Raw genomic sequence first — 18,050 nt, 5'->3', positions numbered from 1 at the left:
GATTAGGACTTTGTGAATGGACTATAATTTCTCTTTGTATTCTGGCCCTTAATTCGAGTCATCTAAGTATGAGTGAGATAACCCCATGTTGAAGTCGCATTGTTTTTCTCTCATTGCACTTGCTTCTCTGAGCTTACTTTCTATACCCAGCGTTTGGAGTAGAACAGCAATCGTGTTACCTGGATTGCATGAACAGGGTATTGATCTTCAAGATAAACCTATCTCTGCTGTGGCTACACGTGAATGGGAACTGGATCATGCTGATATCGTATTCGGCGCTTACGAAAGTAAAAGTCATAATGAGCGTGTACAAGCACTTGGTTACATGCACAACCAAAAGCTGGAACTTAACTCAGGTTGGCTGGAAAACGATATACGTAACCAAACAGAACTGAATGGAATTGACTACGAAGATTTCTTTCTCCACTTTTCTGAAGACACTATCCTAGCTGAAGTCGACTCAAGCCATGGTGAAAATACATTACTCAATCGAAAACCGATGATTGTTGGTTATACGGCTAGTGCTGACCACGCCGGTTTTTGGCTATATCAACCACCGCCATGGGATGCTGATGTATTCGGTCAGGCGAATAATGGTGGTGCCCTCTATGTTTATCACTCAGAGAAGTTCGACCGCTTAGCCTTTACGTTCTCTCAGTTTGCTCAAGGCGGCAGCTTCACGATTGAATACCCTTCTGCTATCGACTCGTTTGGTCGGGTAACTGAATGGAAAAGCTTCGCGATTAAAAAAGACAAAACTGAGAACATGACTAAAAACCAAACAGTAAGCTGGTCTGTTCCTTTGGATTGGGTTCGCGCTACAACGCATGATGGTAGCGGAAAAACTTATGGTGGCGGTCAGTACTTTGGCTCCACCTTTTTACGCGACGGCGGCCGCCTTTACGTTGCGAAAATTACTTGGCATGACGACAACATAGAAAACCGCCTACGTCTCGAAAACATTCAACTCAAAGATAGCTTCCCTGCCGTCAATATCTCAGGAGCACCAACGGAGACACCTGAAGGTCAAACCATTCAACGCTGGCGTAAAATTCGTGGCTTCGACAAATCTGCAGATCGAAACCAAGACAATTATCTTTCTTGGAATGAATACAAAAACCGTTCGAATAAGAATGCAACGGCACGATTTCGTTGGGAGTCACGCGTTATTCCATTTGGTCGTATGTGGAATCAAACCTCTTCTTGGGCATTGACCAATCTCGGTAATCCCGTTTTTACCAATACAATGCGCCACTATTACCAAGCTGAATGGGCGAAACAAGGTTTAAATGGTGCGTACAACGACGACACGAATAAGTTACTCGGAGAAAATCAGTTCTACGTTTATTCCGGTGGTACGGTGGATGAGCTTGGTTTGGTGGCGGGTAGCCAAGCTGCTGACGATGCGTACAAAGCGCAATTCTCGGCGTTCTTGAATAAACTGGCAACGCTGGATGAAGATGCGTTAATTGGCCTCAACATAGGTACGGCAAACTTATTCGGTCGTAATGGGCAAAACCACTTGGTTAACGCTGGCTCTCTGTACTTACGCGAGCATTACCTTTTCCCTTCTACTGGCTTTAGTGGCTATGCTGGCTTAGCTAAGTTTTGGGATAACTCTGCACTCGCCAAAGCGGGTCAGAAAGTGATTTATCAAGCGACCACGCGTTATGGTCGCGTTCAATACTTTGGTAACACAGAAAACAATTGGAAACAGGACCAATACTCTGCACTAGCGGTGTTCTACTTAAACTATCACCCTGAGCGCAGTTACTTTAATCAGTGGAACAATGGCTACTTATATGGAAGTAATAACACAACAGGTGACAACTTCTGGAAGGCAGGCGTACCAAAGAATATTGCTTATCAACCTAGCACCTTGCTTGCCGTTGATTTGGGAGAGCCTGCCAATCAAACACCAGAGGGGTATCAGGCGACTCCGGTAATGATGTCCACCAGCACGCCCTATCCTGCCGATTACACAGTCATTGGAGATGCTTCTATGAGCAAAGTGGTTCATCCTGACTTGCCCAATGGCTCTATCGATTTGTTACCAACCCATACGTACTTTGCGTATCGCTCAGACGATACGGTGGTGATGCATGGTCCTGCGGAGATGGTGTTAGCCCGCGAATTCACTAAAGGCCGAGTGCTGTATCGAACTGATTTCTTTGGCAAGAATATTGATTATTTCACCTCACCGAAGATGACAATCGTGCTTCCAGAGCCTATGCGACCTGTAGATCAAGACGGTAACATCGGCGACTATGTTTCTCATATTGAGATTGGCGGCTACGAAGGAGTGTTCTTGCTGTATTAACTCCCTTTCAACACGCCTCACCAAACGCTTCATAAATCACCGTTTTTATGCTTAACGTCACTGAAAAAAACTTGTTCACTGAATCTTTATAAACCGATGTATATACTGAAGTAAATGACAACGACAAGGAAATTCAGTCACATGAAGACGACACCTTCAATGCTCTCTGTTCTGCTGCTATCAGCATTATCTACTCATGCAAATGCGGACGAATGCGGAAAAATAACCATCGCAGACATGAATTGGAATTCGGCCAGCTTAATGGCGCACATCGACCAATTTGTCTTAAATGAAGGCTACCAGTGCGATGCGGAATTGATCCCTGGTGATAGCGTTCCTACAGGCACCTCTATGATTGAAAAGGGACAGCCTGACGTTGCGCCAGAGTTATGGACAAACGGTATTAAAGAAGCACTTGATAAAGGGATTGCGGATAAACGCTTGCGCATCGCTAGTGAATCGCTTGTCAATGGTGGTGAAGAAGGGTTTTGGGTTCCCGCCTATCTGGTAAAACAGTATCCAGAACTCGCGACGATAGAAGGCGTCATCAAGCACGCCAAACTATTTGAACACCCAGAAGATGATGACAAGTTCGCGTTCTATAGCTGCCCTGCTGGTTGGACATGCCAAATCACCTCCGGTCACTTGTTTAATGCATTAGGGTTAAGTGAGCACGGCTTTGAGATGGTTGACCCAGGATCTGGCGCAGCATTAGCTGGCACCATCGCCAAAGCCTATGATCGCAAAATGCCTTGGTTTGGTTACTACTGGTCACCGACCCCCGTATTGGGCAAGTATGATATGGTCAAAGTGGATTTTGGTAGCGGAACAGATTTAGAAGAGTATCGCAACTGTACCACTCAGCCTGATTGCGCTTCACCAAAAGTAACAATGTACCCACCTTCTCCAGTTCGCACAGTAACAACTGAGGCGTTTGCGAGCAAAGAACCCCAAGCATTCGCGTACTTGCAGAAACGCGGATTTACCAACGAGCAAATGAGTGAAATGCTGGCCTGGATGGAAGATAACTACGCGGACGGTGAAGAAGCGATGTTTTACTTCTTTAATACCTACCCTGACTTGTGGAAAGGCTGGGTATCTGAAGACGTCGCGGTGAGAATCGAAAAAGCGCTTTGATGATTAATACTTAAAGTGCCACAAATCATTTAACCTCCCATACCGTTTGAATAAACGGCATGGGAGACTCGTCAACGACTCGTTAATACATGGTGTGACCATTCAATGTTTCTTTAGGGATCTCTTGCAGAGCGTCCCAATGTTCAACAATCTTCCCATTATGATCAAAACGAAAGAAATCCATCGTCACGTATTCAATATCATTAGGCCATGTTTGGTGAGTGTGTAGTGCCACCAGATTCCCTTCAGCAATAGCTCGCACAAACGTAATGTCTTTATTGGGATACTCATTTTGCATCCGCTCAAAATACTCGATAAAAGCCTCGGGGCCATTTCCAACTAATGGATTGTGCTGGATGTACTCATCGCCAACATAGTCTTCAACCGCTTTTCTTGGATTACCTCGATAGGCGGTTTCGTAAAACGCAATGGCATTTCTTTTATTCTCTTGCAGATCCATTTTTCTTACCTGTGTTGCTCCATCTTGCGGATAACGGTAATCATAGTCTTTGAACTTCAGAAGTGACCAAACTTCGCGCACAAAAAAGGCCGCTAAAGAGCAGCCTTCATCACTTCTACTTGGAATCATCGCCTTTCATCGCTTAAACCACACCGCCAGCACCGAGCATAGAACGCTCACTGTTCTCCACCAGCAACGCGGTTGCGGTTTGTTTCAGTGTTTCCCATTCTTGGTCTTCGACAAAGATACCATTTTGCCAAGAAGCTTGTTGCGTGCGGCTTAACTCATCACCTTCAATGTGGGTGGTATACCCTTGTGCACTTTTCTCGATATCGAAATCGTTCACGGAGAGCTCGATAACCATACTATGCAAATCCGTATCATGCCCATCAAACTGATCCGAGAAAAAGACTTCTGGCGCGATTCGTCCACGGTTTAACACATAAAGCGTTCGCTTGGGACTAGAGCCATTGACCCATTGTGCACGGCACGCAATGCCTTTTGCAGAGAGCTTCAACAACTCACTAAAACCTAGCCAACGGTTATGGCACTGTTTCAACGTAATGGTAATCGACTTACGGTTAATCATTTTCTCAAGTGCGAAATCCAACACAGCGGGTAAATGACACGCTACACTCCCGTTGTGCAGTTCTACCTCTATGCTTGACGGCGTACTGTTGGTCACCGATACGGCGCAGTCTGAATCTAACCCAAGAAACAGACTGGCGTTATTAAAATGACGAACTCCATGTAAGCCAACCATTTGCAAGTCCGCCACCATATTCGCAATGACATCCGCCTCACCACAGTGACGGCGCATGCCAAGAAATGCCTTATTAACGGCGGCCACCAATTCGTTGTGAGAGACGATCATAATTCAAATCCTCCATTGATTTTTTGATTATCACTTTGCGCAATTTCGTCACGTGGCGGCATGCTAGGGAAAATCCATGTGTCTGCCAGTTTAAGATCGTGAATTTCATCCAACAGCGGCGCGCCTTGGAAAAAAGTTACTCTAACCCAACGATCCGAGCGCGGATCAAACTTAGTCGCGCCAAAGATCGCCAATTTACAGCGCAGTAAGTGCATTGGTAACGCATCTTTACGCAGCACATTCATTTGAATATCCCCCATCGCACGGTTGCCTAGCGTCCATACGCGACGTGTGATCGAACGATAAGCCGGTTTTTGCAATAGAAACTCTGCTACGGACATTTCTACATCACAGTCAAGCAAGGCCTGGTACAAGCGATTCACTTGTCTGCCGATATCAAGCGGCAGTTCTTTTTCTTCTCCAGCCTCTTCCCCGCGAACACCAAGCCTTGGCTCTTCTTTATCTTGTGAGCGATACCAGAACCAGTAGTTGTTCTCGGCTAGTGAGTAATCCGCATCAATCGCCCAGCGGTACTTGCTTTGCAACACTTCCAGTAAATCTTGGATCTTTTTCCCGCCCGGAATAGATAACGTTTCATCCGTATTCATTTGGCTAGCAAATTCATCCACTAAAGATGGGTAGAGTTCGATCAAGCAAGAGGTGAGGATTTCTTGGGCTTCCACACTCATTGTTTTCTTATGCTCGACCAAACTCGCCCAGTTCGGATGTAATTCCATTAACGTTGTTAGCTTCGATAGCAGTTGTTTGATGTCTGCTATCGCTTGATGATTGAGCCTGTCTTGATGTTCATTGATGGTGATGACTTGCTCTAAATGACGCTGTGCTTTTTGCAGCAATCCTTGCAAAGGAGCATGGAATGAAGCTTCACATGGCATCGCAAAGACTCGCGCTACCGCACGTTCGCGAGAGGTCATCCATTGGTCAACGATGCACGGGTGATTAATCAAGTATGGAGCCATGCCTAAGCCAGTCGCATTGCCGACACCAAGGTAGCGCTGCAAGCCACGATGCAAAGCCACCGCGTTGTCGCCACCTTGTTGAAGTGCCAGATAGTGCACCCAATCTAGGCTGAATTCACGCAACATATATACGGCACACATTTGCGCACTAAAAGACTGGCTGAAATCTGAGTTGTTCTCTAACAGTTTGAAATCGGCGATACCAAACTTTCCGTTACCATAAACAGCTGTGGTACGCAGGATATAACCCACTTCCGCTAACTCTTTCGGCTCAGGCTGCTCGCCTTGAGAAAGCGCGCTAACAATGTGCTCAAACACGCGCACACTTTTGTTTGCGCGAGCAAGAACAAGTACGTTGTTTGGATTACGTCCCGCTTCTTGCAGCGGTACATTTTCTCGCAATCTTTCCAACAAAGTAACATCAACATCGCCTTGAACCAGTGCAAATGTGACGTCCCACTTTTCAGCAATTACGCGATCATTACGCTCGTCGTCGGCAATTTCATCACAGAATACCACCAAATGATAAACGTGCTCTGGCGTGGTCAATTTGTAAATCACATGACCATAACCACGAGGACAAAGCTGCCACTCATGCTTGGTTACTTGCCAGTTTTGGCTTGCCATATTACGAATCAGACTGCGTACAAAGCTAATTCGGTTTTGGTGCATTGCGCCAAGCCTTTCGGCTGCCATGACAATCGCTGCATCGCGCATAGTTGCTTCCGTATAAGTAGAACGATGTGCATCCATTTTGCTCACCACCTATTTGTTATTGTAAGAATACTAGGGTTTGTGCGGATGCAGGAGGAAAACACCCGCACAAGCTCCACGTTGTTTGAATTAGATAATTGTTATAGCCCTTGCTCTTTCGCCATTTTGATTGCGATTTGCGGTGCATTCCAAAGTGACGGCAACAGAATCAGCGAAACCGGAACCGCGGTAATCACAATGAAAGATTGCAGTGCAGAGATGCCACCAGAGCCAAGAGAAATCAGGATTAGTGCCGTCACACCCATCATTACGCCCCAAAAGGTACGGATGATCGCATTCGGCTCCGTTTCACCACTGATCACGACACTGATTGTGTAGGTCATTGAGTCGCCCGTCGTGACGATGAAGATCGTGGTTAAAATCAGAAATAGAATTGAAGTCAGCATTGGCATTGGTAGTTGCTGAGTCACCGCAAGCAAAGCACCTGGCAGGTTAAAGCCTTCGAACGCCGCACTCACGCTACCCGGTTCAGCAATTTCAAACGCAAGACCTGAGCCGCCCACAATCGTGAACCAAAAACAGGTGGTTAACGGAGCCACAATACTGATGGTGGAAATGACTTGTCGGATAGTTCGACCGCGGGAAATACGCGCAATAAAAATTGCCATCATCGGACCATAACCAAGGAACCAGCCCCAGAAAAATACTGTCCACCAGCTTAGCCAACCTTCATCACCACGGTAGGTCGCCATTGGGATAAAGTTATCCAGCATGCTCCCTACACCTTGAATATATCCGTTAAAGATAAAATTCGTAGGGCCAAAAAACAGGATGTAAACCATCAATGCCATTGCCAGAATCACGTTGTAACGACTAAGCAGTTGCATGCCTCGGCTTAATCCACTGAGTGCTGACAAGGTGTAAAGCGCAATCGCAAACAAGATGATGATAAGCTGAGTGGTAAAGCCATCAGGGATATCAAACAACGCATTTAACGCGTAGCTAACCTGCAAGCCCAGAAACCCAATTGGACCAATGGTGCCCGCGGCTACCGCGATAATGCAGCATGCGTCAATCAATGCACCGAGTTGGCCTTTAAGTGCTCGTTCGCCCAAGACTGGGTAAAGCAAAATACGGGGTTTTAGTGGTAAACCTTTGTCGTAATGTAGGTGCATCACCACGATGGAAGTTAAGCTACCTACAATCGCCCAAGCCAGAAAGCCCCAGTGCATAAAGGATTGCGACAACGCATTCACCGCACCTTGCTGCGGGTTATCTTGCGCGCCGTACAAAGGGGGTGGGCTAACGTAATGCGCGATAGGCTCAGCCGCGGCCCAGAAAACACCACCACCAGCCAATAAGGTACAGAAAATAATCGCCATCCAGCGGAAAGAATCCATTTCTGGTTTTGCAATCCCGCCCAACATCACCTTGCCTGTTCGCCCTGCAGCCAAGCCAAGACCAATAAGAAAAGTGAGAAGCAGCAGTAACTGCCAGTATGGACCAAACACCTGAACTGCCCAGCTAAAACCGGCGTTAACGATCGTAGATAACAGCTCGCCGTCATAAAGTGCAATAGCAACGAACAACGCGATGAAACCACCGCTATACCAAAAGGCCGGGTTATTCAGTCCTAATTTGTCCGTCGTGTTTTCTGTTGTTGATGTGTTGTGTTTTGCTTTTGACTTGCCCGATGACACGCTCATCGTGGAAGCTTTCATGCTATTGGTTAAATCAGACATACTCTGGCTCCAGAGGTTCTTTGCAGCAGCCAAAGACTGGCTACAAATGTGAGTTTTACGCCTGCCGTATTGTTATTATGTGGGCAGGCGGTTCCTACTTTGGGGAATGCTATGAAATAGGCTCTAATCCTTCTTTAAGGAAGTTGAACCAGTTTTCACCCAATATTTTTCCAGCCTCAGATTCACTGAATCCGTGACCCATTAATCCGTTGTAGATGTTCTCCATCCCTGCGCTGCCGCAGAACCATGGCAGCGCATCTGGCCATCCCGAGTTACTTGCTGAACCTTCGCCGTAATCCATCGCTTTTGACCAACGCCCGTTGCGCATCCACTCCAACACTTGTTGCGGCTGATTTAGGCACAAATCGCTACCGATACCTAAATGGTCAACGCCAAACATGTCTGCGGTTTTCGCAACCATCTGGCAGAAATCATCCAGCGTGCACTGGCTGCCATTTGGCAAATGGAATGGATATAAACTGAATCCAATCAAACCACCGCGCTCCGTCAGTGCTTTGATCACGGTGTTGGACTTGTTGCGCAGTGCGTCATGCGCAAATGTCGGGTTAGCATGGCTGATACAAATTGGACGCGAAGAGAGCTCGATAGCTTCCAGCGTCGAACGCTCCGCACTGTGGGACATATCAATGATCATCCCGACTCGGTTCATCTCTTCAATCGCTTGCTTACCAAAGCGAGTTACGCCGGAATCGTTTTGTTCGTAACAACCTGTCGCCAGTAAGCTTTGGTTGTTGTAGGTCAGTTGCATGATCAGCAGACCTTGGCGGCGCATCACTTCAATCAGACCAATTTCATCATCGATTGGTGAGCAATTTTGCGCGCCGAAAAAGATGCCGACTTTGCCTTCTGCTTTGGCTTTTTCTACATCTGCCATTGAATAAATAGGCATGATGAGGTCCGCATTTTGCTCGAAGCGCAAGTTCCATTCAGCAAAACGAGTTAAGGTTTCGCGCGCAGTTTCATGGTAGACGATGGTGGCATGAACGGCGGTAATGCCACTCGCCTTAAGCGTTTGGAAATACTCTCGATCCCAATTGCAGTACTGCAATCCGTCAATCACAATCCGTTGTTGGTACATAACCACTCCTTAAACAATTTCTTAGCCTTTTCGTGCGGGTAACTGACACCATCAGTTACCCTGCCGATCTTAGTAAGGACGCTGATAAGCGGTTTTCACTACGGTGTAGAACTCTTTGGCGTACTGACCTTGCTCACGAGGGCCAAAGCTAGATTCTTTACGGCCACCAAATGGAACGTGATAATCTGTACCCGCAGTTGGCAAGTTAACCATGACGCAGCCCGTTTGGACTTGCTGTTTGAAGATCGCGCTATTGCGCAGGCTTTGCGTGATAATGCCGCCTGTCAGGCCAAAGCGCGTATCGTTCGCGACTGCAATTGCCTCATCCAGATCAGAAACGCGAATCACGCTCGCCATTGGCGCAAAGACTTCTTCTTGGTTCACTTCCCAGCCATTCTGTGTATTTAAAAACAGAGTTGGTGACATGTAGTAACCGTCATGCTCTAGGCTCAGACGCTCACCACCGAAAGCCAGCTCCGCGCCTGCTTGGCGTGCGTTTTCGATCCACTCAAAGTTCGCATTCAGCTGGTTACCATCAACAACAGGGCCCATGAATACGCCCTCTTCTAGAGCGTGACCCACTTTAAGTTCGCTCATGCGTTGGATTAGCGCTTCAACATACGCGTCGTGAATTCCGTCCATAACCACAAGACGAGAAGACGCGGTGCACTTTTGACCTGCACCCGAGAATGAGCCTGCGATTGTCGCTTCAACGGCAATTTGAATGTCTGCATCATCTGCCACTACGAGCGCATTTTTGCTACCCATCTCTAGCTGACAACGCACAAAATTTGGTGCCGTTGCCGCTGCAACTTTACGGCCTGTGTCCACAGAACCAGTGAAGCTCACGCCGTTCACATCCTTCGAATTGATAAGGGTATTACCTACTTGCGAACCGCTACCCAAAACGAGGTTAAACGTGCCGGCAGGTAAACCTTGGCGATGGATAATCTCTGTCAGCGCAACGGCACTTGCTGGGGTGAGGTTGGCAGGCTTCCAGACGACGCTGTTGCCAAACGCAAGTGCTGGCGCGATTTTCCAAGCCGCTGTTGCTGTTGGGAAGTTCCAAGGAGAGATAATGGCGATAACGCCGACGGCTTCACGAGTAACTTCAACGGAGACACCTGGACGGACGGAAGCAGCGTTATCGCCAATTTGACGCAGAACCTCAGCAGCAAAGTATTGGAAGAATTGGCCAGCACGGTAAATCTCACCTCGACCTTCAGAAAATGGCTTACCTTCTTCACGCGAAAGCAAGGTACCCAATTCGTCACATCGTGCAATGAGCTCATCACCAATCGCTTGCAACACTGCTTGTTTGCGCTCGATTGGTGTTTTTTCCCACTCTGGCTGCGCTGATTTAGCCGCTTGAATCGCTTGCTCTACTTGCGACACACTCGCTTGTGCGAAATCGCCAATGTTTTCGCTGATATCAGAAGGGTTAATATTGGCGATGGTGTCCATGCCCGATTGCCACTCACCCGCTATATAGAGGGATTTTTCTGCTTGAACATTGTTAATAAAAGTCATGGTTCTTTCCTTGTTCTTCCGATTTGTGATGGCAAGCCACCCACTCACTGATCTCTAATTGTTCTTATTGGATTTATTCAGGTTGGCTTGCCGACGCATAGACGACAAACTCCACCAACATCTCTTCTCGCGCTAACCCTGCAACCACCATGGCGGCGCGATTTGGGTACGGCGCTTCAAAATATTCCGCGTACACTTGGTTAACGGTCTTTAAGTATTCTCTGTCAGTCACATAAATCAGGACCTGCAACACCGAGTCCAAAGACTCCCCTGCACACTCCAGGGTGTGAATGAGATTGTTAAAGGTTTGACGTGTTTGTGCTTCGATACCGCCTTCCACAACCGCGCCTGTGTCATCAATAGGAATTTGAGCCGTATACAGGGTTCCGTTGTTGACTATCGCCCATTCAAGCGGCGCTTTAGAAGCAAATAGACTGGTTTTAACTGGGTGTTTTTTAGTAGGAGTATTCACGTGCCTTTCAACCTTTGTAACAACTTTGTTTCAATATGGTTAAATGATGCACATTGACAGGCGATAAATCTAACGGTAAATTTTTGACATTTGATAAGTTAAACTTATCACTCTGTTTAAAATAACGTAAATAAAGGGATTAAGAGGCATTAGGGATGAGTATTAAGCTTCAACAATTAATGCATTTTGTGATGGTAGTCGAGGAAGGAGGCTTTCGAGCCGCTTCACATCGTGCAAATCGTTCTCAGGCGGCACTGTCAACATCGATAAAAGAGCTTGAAAAAATTCTAGGGCAAACGCTGTTTGAACCCGGAAACAAAACCAAATTGACCCCGTTTGGTGAAATTTGTCTGCCCAAAGTGGTTCAGTTTCTCAATATCTACAGTGCACTAGACAACGATCTCAAAGCAGCCGCTGCCGGACAGCAAGGGAGAGTGCGAATTGCGAGCGTTCCTTCTGTTGCAGCGAAGCTCATTCCTAGCGTGTTGGGCGCCTTTTGCGAACAGTATCCAAATGTAGAAGTAAGCTTGATAGACGATAATGCCGCTGGCGTCGAGGCTCGCCTACTCTCCGGTGAGGTCGACTTAGCGCTCGGTAACCCCTCTCACCTCGATGAGGGCGGCATTGACTTTACGCCGCTGTTAGCCGATCCAATAGGCGTGGTGTGTTTAAAGGACAACCCTATTGCGAGTCATCCAGAAGGAGTCGAGTGGCAAACTTTGTTGGAACAACCCTTTATCCGTAACGGCACTTGTACACTTCTCGATCCAACCCCAGCAAGAGCTCTGAGTCAGCAAGCGCTCTATTCGGTCGAAAATATTACTTCGCTGTTTTCTGTCTTAGAACTTGGGATTGGTGTCACGACCCTACCGAAGCTTGCTTTCCCAACCAATGAAACACGCTTGGTTTGGATTCCACTTATCGATCCACCACTTGAAAGGCAAATTGGTATATTTACGTTAACCGATCGCACGATCTCGCCTCAAGCTAAAGCATTTCACGATCTTTGTGTGCATTATTTAAACTACCAAAAAGAAGATAAATAATGGTTCGATTAACATGCGGATAATTGAAAGCCTCCATGTTCAGAGTGGAGGCTAATTTGTATTTGTGTATTCGCTTCGTTCTATTTTTTGCGACGATTTCGGTTCTTATACACCACGCAAAAGTTACCACGCTTGGTACGACACTTTGAGCAACGTTCACAATCTACTGGTGCGCGATTGCCTTCTTTCCAACGTTTGATCAACTGTGGCTCAGCCAATAAAGGGCGTGACACAGCAAAAAATTGGATACCTGTGTTTTCTGCAATTTTCTCAATCGCATCAATGTCGCTCAGCCCGCCGACAGTAATCACCGGTATGCTAACGTCCTGACTGATCACGTGACCATATTCGTGAAAGTAACCTTCTTCTTGTAGTGTGTAACCATCGAACGTTTGACCAACAAGTTCGTTTGCTTTGCCGTGAACATTGCCAGATACGATGATCGCATCAACGCCTACTTCTTCAAGTTTCTTACAGACGACGCGAGTTTCATCGAACGTTAAACCGCCGTCAAAGAACTCTGTTGCCGCCAGTTTAACGAGGATGGGAAATTCGCTTCCAACCAGCTTTCTGGTTTCAGAATAAATTTCTAAAAGAAAGCGCATGCGATTTTCTAAGTCACCACCATATTCGTCTTCGCGACGATTATAGTACGGGCTTAAAAACTGGTTAATTAAATAAGTGTGCGCCGCATGAATCTCTACGCCGTCAAAACCAGCGTCTTGAGCACGTTTACTCGCCAATGCGAATGCCTTTACGATGTAGTCGATTTCGTCCTTTGTCATCGCTTTGCCTTGCGTATTTGTACCACGCTCAGGCACGTCACTCGGAGCGAAGATGACACGCTCACCGACGTTATGGGTGGTTTTGGTGCCACCGTAAGCAATTTGCATCACGATTTTAGAATCTTGTTGATGTACTAGCTCTGTTAGCTTTTTGTATTCTTCAATAAAAGAGTCGTTGTAGATCCCCATCATACCTGCGTTGGGTTTCTCTTCTTCAACGATATTGGCATAACCCGTGACAATAAGCCCAACCTCCCCTTTCGCAAGCGTTTCGTAAATATCGTAAAGCTTTGCCGTCATGTGACCATCTTCGGTCGCCATGTTCTCCCACGTTGCGCTTCTCACAAAACGGTTCTTTAGGGTCATGTTGCCAATGCAGGCTTCGGAAAACAAAATGCTCAAAACCAGTCCTCTTAAAGTTGTCTTTATGTTTTATCTTTTCGCAAGTAAACAAGAACGAAAAAGGAACAGCGATACACGATGTATGGCTGTTCCTTCTCTGAATCCTTGAGACCTGCAAACTACAGGCGCACCTTAATGCCTCGGAGACGACAAAACTTTAATCTGGGTTAATGTTTAGTGAGTTTTTAGATTATGTAAAAGGATGATTCTTAATCGTGTTCATTTCACTGGAGTTAAGATGCTTTCTCACCCACTTTCAGTCGTAAAGCTTTTGTATTTCGCTAGCTGGTGATTCAACTCAAACATTCACATTGTTAGTTTGTATGCTGCCATGGGAACTAGCACTCCCCCCAATGTTTACATTACAAACTATCGATATTGAATTCTCATATGGTAAGTAGAGTTATTGCGCTGTTTATACTTTTTGGCTTAATCGTCGCTATCTCTTGGCATTATTACGCGTCAGCGGAAACGCGCGATCCACTATGTTTTACACACTGGTTGTTTTTGCTTTTAGATATGAATACGTGATAGTGAAGCTAGAGGAGGAACAGGAAAAACAGTGAAAATAAAGGACAATAGAAAGTTAAATGACCTTACTTCCAGGTAAGGCCATTCATGCATTCAGCAGCAAAAGATATTGGCGTTTAGCAAACGCTTAGGTTTGGTTGTTACAGAGCTAGAGGAATCAACTCGACACCAAGCACACCACTGATCCCCATCACCACTAGCAGTGAGACTTTAAACACCGACTTTGACCAAGCGATGTAGTTGTTGTCATCAATGCTGCGAAAGGTCACTTTCGCCCACATAAAGCAAACAACCGCTGCAACCGCTAAGTATTCATACCCGGCTTCACCTAGTAAAAATAACCCCAACGATACTGCTCCAAACACCACGACATACGCTTTCATGTGTCGATGCGCTTTATGAATACCTTCTTTAACTGGCAATACGGGAATCCCGGCTTCTCGGTAGTCTTGCATGCGGAACATGGCAATGGCATAAGAGTGCGGCATTTGCCAGAGACAGAACATGGTAAAGAGTAAAATCGCTTCCAAGCTAATGAAGTTTGTTACCGCCAAGTAACCCACCAATGGCGGAACTGCGCCTGAGATACTTCCCACTAAGGTTCCATACACCGAGTTACGTTTGTACCACATCGTGTAAAAGAACACGTAATACACGTAACCAAGCAACACGACGACAGCGGATAGTGGGTTCACTCGGATAAATAACAGTGCGGTTCCTACCAGCAATAAAGCAAGTGCATAAACAAACGCAATATCGATATTGATGTTGCCTTTCACTGTTTCACGATTTCGTGTACGTGCCATCTTTTGGTCGATATCACGATCGAAAATATTATTCACCACACAACCTGAAGCGATGACTAACCCAACACCAACTAACGTCGTAACGAACAACATTAGACTGGCTGGTTCTGTTTTTGCGGCGAGGAAGAACCCCGCCGCAACAGAAATCAGGTTGCCGAAAATAATGCCCGGTTTAGTGATAGACAAATAACTTTTCAGCATACCTTGACCTACAACTTCATGTTGACGTTCATGTTGTAGATGATCCATACCGAGCCAGCGATAAGGATAAGTACAACAATGGCGGTAAACATCAGTGATACAAGGTTCCAACGTCCGTCGGATGTTTTTGTTTCCATGTGCAAGAAGTATTTAAAGTGAACAAATATCTGCACTAATGCACATCCAAATAGAATCGCATAGGTCGTTGTATCTGGTAATGATTTCGTCCAAACAAAGTAGAACGGAATTACCGTCAGAATCAGTGAGGCAATAAAGCCTTTCACGTAATCTGACGAACTGGTTTCTACATGTTGATCCATTACATTACCCCCAGTAAGTAAACGATGGTAAAGACACAAATCCAAACGATATCTAGAAAGTGCCAGAATAGGCTTAAGCAGTTAAAGCGCATTGCCATATTGTCGTTCAGACCTTTCGTCGACAGTTGATGATACGCTACCGCTAACCAAATCAGACCAAAGGTTACGTGCAGGCCGTGCGTACCAACCAACGTAAAGAATGCCGATAGGAATGCACTTGTTTGTGGCCCATAGCCTTCTTCAATCAGGTGATGGAACTCATAGACCTCCATACAGATAAAGCCAAGACCAAGCGCGAACGTGACTAACATCCAACGTTTGAGACCAGCAACGTTGTTGCGCTTCATCGCGATAATGCCAAAACCAAATGTGATACTGCTAAACAGCAGCAGCATGGTTTCGACAAACACGAATGGGAGTTCGAAAATGTCTTTACCTGTTGGGCCCGCAATTGAATTGCTCGACAGCACAGCGTAAGTCGCGAACAAGGTCGCAAACAATACACAGTCACTCATCAGGTAAACCCAGAAGCCAAATAGCTTGTTGCCATTCGTGTCATGGTGGTGATCATGGTCGTGATGTGCTGCGATATTAGTTTGCATACGTCACCTCCAGATCATCTTTACTTTCGCTGTCTTTCACTGAGTTTTTCTTCGCTTCTTCAAGCTGAGCTCGACGTTCGGCCTCAATTGCTTTGATCTCTTCAACTTCCACGTAGTAATCCACATCATCGTTATAGCTATGCTGAATACACGTCACGATAATACCGACCAAACTTGCCGCCGCTAGCCACCAGATGTACCAAATCATTCCGAAGCCAAATAGGAGCGACCAAGCCGACACGTAGATGCCTGTTGCCGTGTTTTTTGGCATATGAATACGTTCGTATTCCACTTCTTTAGTTGGATCGAACTCGCCACTTTGTTTCTGGTACCAGAAGGCATCCAGCACATCACCTTTTGGTAGGTGCGCAAAGTTGTAGAACGGCGGTGGAGACGATGTTGCCCACTCAAGAGTACGACCACCCCACGGGTCACCAGTTAGATCACGGTTTTGCTCGCGGTCACGGATACTCACGTAAATTTGGATGAACTGAGACAATACGCCCAGCGCAATCACAACCGTACCTGCTGCGGCAATCGACAACAGTGGGAAGTATTCTGGGTTGATGTCTTGGCTTAAACGACGAGTCATACCCATGAAGCCCAGCGCGTAAAGCGGTAAGAACGCCATTAAGAAACCAATAATCCAAAGATAGAACGCGCGTTTGCCCCAAGTTTCATTCATGGTGAAACCGGTCGCTTTCGGGAACCAGTAAGTGATCGCAGCGAAACACCCAAACACCACACCACCGATGATAACGTTGTGGAAGTGAGCAATCAGGAATACTGAGTTATGCAGAACGAAATCTGCGCCCGGAACAGCCATTAGTACGCCGGTCATACCACCAACAGTAAAGGTGATCAGGAAGCCCACCGTCCACATCATTGGCGTCGTAAAGCGGATGCGGCCTTTGTACATGGTGAATAGCCAGTTGAAGATCTTCACCCCAGTTGGGATAGAAATAATCATCGTGGCAATACCGAAGAAGGCATTTACGTTCGCGCCAGACCCCATCGTAAAGAAGTGGTGTAGCCAAACGACAAACGCAAGAATCGTGATAACTACGGTAGCCCAAACTAGCGATGTGTAACCGAACAACTTTTTACGTGAAAAGGTTGCGGTGACTTCTGAGAACACACCAAAAATTGGCAAGATCAAGATGTACACTTCTGGGTGACCCCAAGCCCAAATAAGGTTGACGTACATCATTACGTTGCCGCCAAGATCATTGGTAAAGAAGTGCATGCCTAGGTATCTATCCAGCGTTAGCAGAGCGATAGTCACCGTTAGGATTGGGAATGAAATGATGATCAAAATGTTTGCACACAGAGACGCCCAAGTGAAAACTGGCATCTTCATCATTGGCATAGACGGTGTACGCATACGCAAAATGGTCGCGAAGAAGTTCACGCCTGTTAACGTCGTACCAACACCTGATATCTGCAGCGCCCAAATCCAATAGTCGACCCCGACTCCTGGGCTTGCCTCAATACCTGAAAGCGGCGGATACGCTAGCCAACCTGTACGACCAAATTCACCTAAGCCGAGAGACATGTTTGTTAGGATGACACCAACAACAAACAGCCAGAAGCTCAAGTTATTCAGATACGGGAAAGCTACGTCACGCGCACCAATCTGCAATGGCACGATGATGTTCATCAAACCAATGACCAATGGCATCGCTACAAAAAAGATCATGATCACGCCGTGGGCAGTAAAAATTTGATCGTAGTGATGCGGTGGCAAGTAACCTGCTTCACCCGCAGAAGAAAGGAGTTGCTGACTACGCATCATGACTGCGTCAGCAAAACCACGAACAAGCATCACCATCGCTACTGCGATGTACATGAAGCCAAGTTTTTTATGGTCTACTGAAGTAAACCATTCATTCCACAAATATTGCCACTTTCCGGCTTTGGTCACCGCGTAAACTACGGCTAAACCAACCAGCGCCACAACCGCTAGGGTGATGACGATAATAGGTTCGTGGAATGGAACTGAATCAAGAGTTAATCTTCCAAACATTAC

The 18,050-nt window shown here is 46.4% G+C and carries 15 protein-coding genes; 3 read left to right on the top strand and 12 right to left on the bottom strand.

Features of this window, described 5'->3' with window-relative positions; all coding sequences use genetic code 11:
- The first annotated feature begins 85 nt into the window (after positions 1-85).
- Positions 86-2,320, top strand: a complete 2,235-nt coding sequence (locus tag L3V37_RS07540) for a hypothetical protein (RefSeq protein ID WP_130545572.1) — start codon at positions 86-88, stop codon at positions 2,318-2,320.
- 141 nt (positions 2,321-2,461) lie between these two features.
- On the top strand, positions 2,462-3,457 hold the full coding sequence (locus L3V37_RS07535; RefSeq protein ID WP_005375798.1) for an ABC transporter substrate-binding protein: 996 nt from the start codon (positions 2,462-2,464) through the stop codon (positions 3,455-3,457).
- Between the two features lie 82 nt (positions 3,458-3,539).
- On the opposite strand, the gene L3V37_RS07530 is transcribed toward L3V37_RS07535, so the two are convergent.
- The 7 genes from L3V37_RS07530 to L3V37_RS07500 all read right to left on the bottom strand — a co-directional run bounded on the left by L3V37_RS07530 (position 3,540) and on the right by L3V37_RS07500 (position 11,328).
- A complete protein-coding gene (locus L3V37_RS07530; protein WP_005390944.1) occupies positions 3,540-3,917 on the bottom strand; it encodes a nuclear transport factor 2 family protein in 378 nt (125 codons plus the stop codon).
- Between the two features lie 142 nt (positions 3,918-4,059).
- Positions 4,060-4,791: a DUF3726 domain-containing protein gene (locus L3V37_RS07525; protein ID WP_025767672.1), complete on the bottom strand. Its 732-nt coding sequence runs from the start codon at positions 4,789-4,791 to the stop codon at positions 4,060-4,062.
- The gene (locus L3V37_RS07520; RefSeq protein ID WP_237306097.1) at positions 4,788-6,524 is read right to left on the bottom strand and encodes a hypothetical protein; all 1,737 of its coding nucleotides are present in this window, start codon (positions 6,522-6,524) and stop codon (positions 4,788-4,790) included. The genes L3V37_RS07525 and L3V37_RS07520 overlap by 4 nt, the downstream gene beginning before the upstream one ends.
- Positions 6,525-6,625: 101 nt before the next feature.
- Positions 6,626-8,227, bottom strand: a complete 1,602-nt coding sequence (locus L3V37_RS07515) for a BCCT family transporter (RefSeq protein WP_213876120.1) — start codon at positions 8,225-8,227, stop codon at positions 6,626-6,628.
- A 109-nt stretch (positions 8,228-8,336) separates the two neighbouring features.
- Positions 8,337-9,326 (bottom strand): membrane dipeptidase, encoded by a 990-nt coding sequence (locus tag L3V37_RS07510; protein ID WP_053303711.1) that lies wholly within the window; start codon positions 9,324-9,326, stop codon positions 8,337-8,339.
- 69 nt (positions 9,327-9,395) lie between these two features.
- Entirely contained in the window at positions 9,396-10,856 is a 1,461-nt protein-coding gene (locus L3V37_RS07505) for an aldehyde dehydrogenase family protein (RefSeq protein ID WP_237306096.1), read from the bottom strand.
- 73 nt (positions 10,857-10,929) lie between these two features.
- On the bottom strand, positions 10,930-11,328 hold the full coding sequence (locus tag L3V37_RS07500) for a RidA family protein (RefSeq protein WP_005375789.1): 399 nt from the start codon (positions 11,326-11,328) through the stop codon (positions 10,930-10,932).
- Between the two features lie 155 nt (positions 11,329-11,483).
- On the opposite strand from L3V37_RS07500, the gene L3V37_RS07495 reads away from it, so the two are divergent.
- Complete coding sequence (locus L3V37_RS07495) at positions 11,484-12,374, top strand: LysR family transcriptional regulator (protein ID WP_017821200.1); 891 nt, start codon at positions 11,484-11,486, stop codon at positions 12,372-12,374.
- An 80-nt stretch (positions 12,375-12,454) separates the two neighbouring features.
- On the opposite strand, the gene L3V37_RS07490 is transcribed toward L3V37_RS07495, so the two are convergent.
- The 5 genes from L3V37_RS07490 to cyoB form a co-directional block, all read right to left on the bottom strand.
- Positions 12,455-13,561: an NADH:flavin oxidoreductase gene (locus L3V37_RS07490; protein WP_237306095.1), complete on the bottom strand. Its 1,107-nt coding sequence runs from the start codon at positions 13,559-13,561 to the stop codon at positions 12,455-12,457.
- Between the two features lie 671 nt (positions 13,562-14,232).
- Positions 14,233-15,147, bottom strand: a complete 915-nt coding sequence (cyoE, locus tag L3V37_RS07485; RefSeq protein WP_237306094.1) for a heme o synthase — start codon at positions 15,145-15,147, stop codon at positions 14,233-14,235.
- Entirely contained in the window at positions 15,108-15,419 is a 312-nt protein-coding gene (gene cyoD / locus L3V37_RS07480) for a cytochrome o ubiquinol oxidase subunit IV (protein WP_005375783.1), read from the bottom strand. The genes cyoE and cyoD overlap by 40 nt, the downstream gene beginning before the upstream one ends.
- Entirely contained in the window at positions 15,419-16,021 is a 603-nt protein-coding gene (cyoC, locus tag L3V37_RS07475; protein ID WP_005375782.1) for a cytochrome o ubiquinol oxidase subunit III, read from the bottom strand. The genes cyoD and cyoC overlap by 1 nt, the downstream gene beginning before the upstream one ends.
- On the bottom strand, positions 16,011-18,047 hold the full coding sequence (gene cyoB, locus L3V37_RS07470; RefSeq protein WP_005375781.1) for a cytochrome o ubiquinol oxidase subunit I: 2,037 nt from the start codon (positions 18,045-18,047) through the stop codon (positions 16,011-16,013). The genes cyoC and cyoB overlap by 11 nt, the downstream gene beginning before the upstream one ends.
- Positions 18,048-18,050: the final 3 nt, after the last annotated feature.

This window comes from Vibrio sp. D54, assembly GCF_021728075.1.
In the GTDB taxonomy this organism is placed as follows: domain Bacteria; phylum Pseudomonadota; class Gammaproteobacteria; order Enterobacterales; family Vibrionaceae; genus Vibrio; species Vibrio alginolyticus.
This window is presented reverse-complemented; position numbering and strand designations above follow the sequence as displayed.